This window comes from Caballeronia sp. (genome assembly GCF_049581465.1).
Classification (GTDB): domain Bacteria; phylum Pseudomonadota; class Gammaproteobacteria; order Burkholderiales; family Burkholderiaceae; genus Caballeronia.
Genome location: NZ_JBAUSA010000047.1, coordinates 1 through 4,185, shown reverse-complemented (window position 1 = coordinate 4,185; position 4,185 = coordinate 1). Strand labels below are relative to the sequence as shown.

General features: G+C 58.9%; 3 protein-coding genes. 1 reads left to right on the top strand and 2 read right to left on the bottom strand.

What is annotated here, in order from left to right; translation table 11 throughout:
• The coding region (locus tag WCA53_RS00950) for a c-type cytochrome (RefSeq protein WP_423904371.1) at positions 1-367 on the bottom strand (367 nt) is incomplete at its 3' end.
• A 556-nt stretch (positions 368-923) separates the two neighbouring features.
• Complete coding sequence (norR, locus tag WCA53_RS00945; RefSeq protein ID WP_423904368.1) at positions 924-2,528, bottom strand: nitric oxide reductase transcriptional regulator NorR; 1,605 nt, start codon at positions 2,526-2,528, stop codon at positions 924-926.
• Between the two features lie 116 nt (positions 2,529-2,644).
• Between norR and hmpA the strand changes: the two genes are divergently transcribed.
• Positions 2,645-3,826 (top strand): NO-inducible flavohemoprotein, encoded by a 1,182-nt coding sequence (gene hmpA, locus WCA53_RS00940; RefSeq protein ID WP_423904365.1) that lies wholly within the window; start codon positions 2,645-2,647, stop codon positions 3,824-3,826.
• The last annotated feature ends 359 nt before the right edge of the window (positions 3,827-4,185 follow it).

The window sequence follows — 4,185 nt, the reverse complement described above, 5'->3', positions numbered from 1 at the left end:
GCTCCATGCCGGTCAGCGCCCCGCCGTGGCAAGCCGCGCAAGCAGGAATCTTCCGCGATGAATCGCCGTTGCTGACGATGGACTTGCCCAGCGCGAGCGTGGCCGCGTTGGCGGTGACAGCCGTGGGTGCCGGGAACGGCGGGCGCTCGGCGGCGAAGTAATCTGCGATCTGTTTCAGGTAGGCGTCGGGGAGATAGGCCAATAGATAGTTCATTGGCGGATATTTGCGACGGCCGTCCCGGAACGCGAGCAACTGGTTGTAGAGATAGCCCGCGGGTTTTCCGGCCAGACGCGGGTAGTAGTCGTTGTCCGTGCCTTGGCCTTGGCCGCCGTGGCACGCAGCGCAACCCATCACGCGCGCCTGCATGGTGTCGGGTGCTTTCTCCGCAGGCGCGTCGCCCGCGGCAAACGCCCCGAGGCTAAAACACGCAAGCAGCACGCCTGAAATTACAACCCAGCATTTGCCCACCGTCGTGTCCCTCATGAGGGTTGTTGTATGTACTGCGAAGTAGCTGCATGCCCTTCGCGACGCATTATTTTTTACGACCAAACTGATTCGATGGCAAACAAGCTTAATTCATGCGCGCCGATTTATCGAGTACGAAGATTCACTCAATCCCAAATGAAAACAGCGCTTACTACTATTGCAGATAAACAATGCGCGCGACGCAAGAATGAACTGATTCGTTTAAACCTTTTTGACACATCTCAAAATTTGAGTGAATTCTTGTCGCGATTTGCCTGAAACGTTGTGTATCAAGCATCACACGAACTAGGTCAGGTGCAGGACCGAAGCGGTGACACGCGCGAAATGCGCAAAATCCAGGCGACCGATCGAAACAACAATACAGCCATTTATTGCTATTTTCAGGTGACCATTAAGCGGACGTTTCAATGCCTGCCGGCATTGCATTTAGAGCGCTTTATTTGAGGCCCAGCCGCTTCGCCAGACGATTAAGATTTGCCCGGTCCAATTGGAGTTCGCGTGCAGTCGATGCCCAATTTTGATCGTTTCGTGCGAGTGCATCGAGTAAGACAGCGCGCTCGAACGATGTTACTGCGCTGCGGAAATCCTTACCGCCAAGGTCCGGATTGACGCCAGGCGCGTCGGACGGATTCACGGGGTTGACACGGATCTGGGTATCGTCGAGACCCAGGTCGGCGGCGGTCAGCGTCAGGATTTTCGGACGCTCGGGTTGCGCCGCGAGCGCCCTGAGCGAACTGCGGCCTATCAGATGGTCGAGTTCACGCACATTGCCGGGCCACCGGTAGTCCAGCAATGCCGATTGCGCGTCGGCGGCAAGACGCAGGCTCGACAACCCGAGCCGCGAGCGATTTTCCTCAAGGAAATTTCCGGCCAGCATCAGTACGTCGCGGCCACGCTCCCGCAATGGCGGCACGTGCAACGGATAAACACTCAGCCGATGATAAAAATCCTCGCGCAGCCGCCCCGCTTTCACTTCTTCTGCGAGGTCCCGATTTGTCGCGGCGATCAACCGGACATCGACCGTGTGTTCGCTATCCGAGCCGATGCGTTGAAGCTGACCGTTCTGCAGCACGCGCAACAACTTCGCCTGGACCGTGAGCGACAGTTCGCCGACTTCATCGAGGAAAAGCGTGCCGCCGTCAGCCAGCTCGAACTTGCCCCGCCGGTCTGCCGATGCCCCAGAAAACGCGCCGCGCACGTGGCCGAACAGCTCGCTCTCAACCAGCGTGTCGGGCAAGGCCGCGCAGTTCAGGCTAATCAGCGGCTTGCTCGCCCGCGCCGACGAAGCGTGAATCGCGTTCGCCACCAGATCCTTGCCGACGCCCGTCTCGCCGGTGACCAGCACGGTCAGGTCGCTGCCCGCCACAATGCCGATCTCCTTCATCAGCCGCTTGTGAACGCGACTATTGCCGATCATCACGCGATGGCCCTGGTCGCTCGCCACCCGATACGCCTCCGCGCGTCGCCGTTCCTCTTCGCCGGTGCGCGCCAATGTATCGATACGCTCGACCACGCCTACCGTCGCCGCCGCCAGGCTTAAAAACGCTTCGAGCGCTTGCATGTCGATGCTGTCGAAGCGCTCCGGATCGAGCGCGTCGAGGGTGAGCAGACCCCACGGACGCCCGCCGATAAGCAACGGACAGCCCAGGCAATCGTGCACTTCCAGATCGCCGGACACGCCTTGCACGAGTCCATCGTAGGGATCGGGCAGGTCGGAATCCGAAGCAAAACGAGTGGGATGCGGCTGGGCCAGCAGTTGCGCGAAGCGCGGATGCTCGGCGACACGAAAGCGCCGCCCGAGCGTGTCGCTGCTCAATCCGTCGATGGCCAGCGGCACCAGCGTCCCGCCTTCCAGGCGCAGCAGCGCGGTGGCATCGGCGGGAAACAGGCCTCTCATGCTTTCCAGAAGCCGTCGATAACGCTCGGTGTCGCTCAGGTCGCGCGACAAATCCTGCATCAGCGGCACCAGTACCGTGAGCAATGCTGAAGCAGTCATTTCGACTGCCGGATGAGTCTTATCGACTAGCGTTGTTTTGACCATTAAATTTCTCAAGTCATTGTTTTTATTAGATTTACAAGCTGGCACGAAACGTGGATACGTATGACCCGTAACCGGCGAAACATCGCCTCCTGTCCACCATCAAAGGAATCTCGATCATGCTGTCAGCCGAACACCGTGCCATAGTCAAAGCAACCGTCCCCCTTCTCGAAAGCGGTGGCGAAGCGCTCATCACGCACTTCTACGAGATGTTGATTCGCGAGAACCCGGAAGTGCGCCCGTACTTCAATCAGGCGAACCAGGCAAGCGGCTCGCAGCAACGTGCGCTCGCCAACGGCGTGCTGATGTACGCGCGGCATATCGATCAGCTTGACCAGCTCGGCGGCCTTGTTTCGACGATCGTCAACAAGCACGTCGCGCTCAACATTCTTCCGGAGCATTATCCGATTGTCGGCGGCTGTCTGCTGAGGTCGATCCGGGAAGTGCTCGGGGCGGAGATCGCGACTGATGCCGTCATCGAAGCGTGGGCCGCAGCTTATGGCCAGCTCGCCGATATCCTGATCGGTCAAGAAGAAAAAATGTACACCGAGAAAGAACAGGCGCCGGGCGGATGGCGCGGCTTGCGGTCCTTCCGCGTCGCGCGCAAGGTTCGCGAAAGCGATGAGATCGTGTCGTTCTACCTGCGCCCCAATGACGGCGGCGAGTTGCTCGCGTTCCGTCCGGGGCAGTACATCGGCATTCGGCTGGTTATCGATGGCGAAGAAGTGCGCCGCAATTATTCGCTGTCGGCTTTGTCGGACGGTCACGAATACCGCATCAGCGTCAAGCGCGAGCCGCACGGCAAGGTCTCGAACTATCTGCATGACCACGTCAATGAAAACGACACGGTCGAACTGCTCACCCCGGCCGGCGAGTTCACGCTTGAAGATCACGAGAAGCCGCTCGTCTTGATCAGCGGCGGTGTAGGCATCACGCCGACGCTCGCGATGCTCGACGCCGCCCTCGCTTCAAAGCGTCCGGTGCACTTCATCCATTCGGCGCGGCACGGCGGTGTGCATGCGTTCCGTGACGCGATCGATGCGCGCGCCGAACGTCACCCGCAACTTAAGCGTTTCTATATGTACGAGCAAGCGCGCGATGGTTATGCGCCGGCGCACGGCATCGGCTATCTGGATCAGGCGAAGCTCAACGAATGGTTGCCGAAAACGCGTGATGTTGACGCCTATTTTCTCGGACCGATCGGTTTCATGAAGGCGATGAAGCGCAATCTGAAGGCGCTCGGCGTGCCCGAATCGCAAACACGTTACGAGTTCTTCGGCCCGGCTTCAGCGCTCGAATAATCGGGTTGGCGCCAGTGCCTGGAGATTGTGGGTGGCGCTGGCGGGCATGAACGTCGCGCGAACACTGGCAATGCTGGTGTTTGCGTGCGCGAATTTATTTATCGGCTGCGTTTGCGTGCGCTCGATAGGCATGAGTCTGAAAGCACGATTAGTGCGCGCAGGCCGTGTGCGATTGAAAATAAAACGGGTTTGTCTTGATTTAAGCGGTATGTCGCGCTCTCGGTAGTGCATTTTGAAACACCATAGCAAAAAGCCCTTGATTCTTACGAATCAAGGGCTTTTTAACTAGTGGCGGAGCGGACGGGACTCGAACCCGCGACCCCCGGCGTGACAGGCCGGTATTCTAACCAACTGAACTA

Coding starts and splice junctions, on each gene's coding strand:
- hmpA (WP_423904365.1), top strand. CDS start 2,645: ATGCTGTCAGCCGAACACCGTGCCATAGTCAAAGCAACCGTCCCCCTT.
- norR (WP_423904368.1), bottom strand. CDS start 2,528: ATGGTCAAAACAACGCTAGTCGATAAGACTCATCCGGCAGTCGAAATG.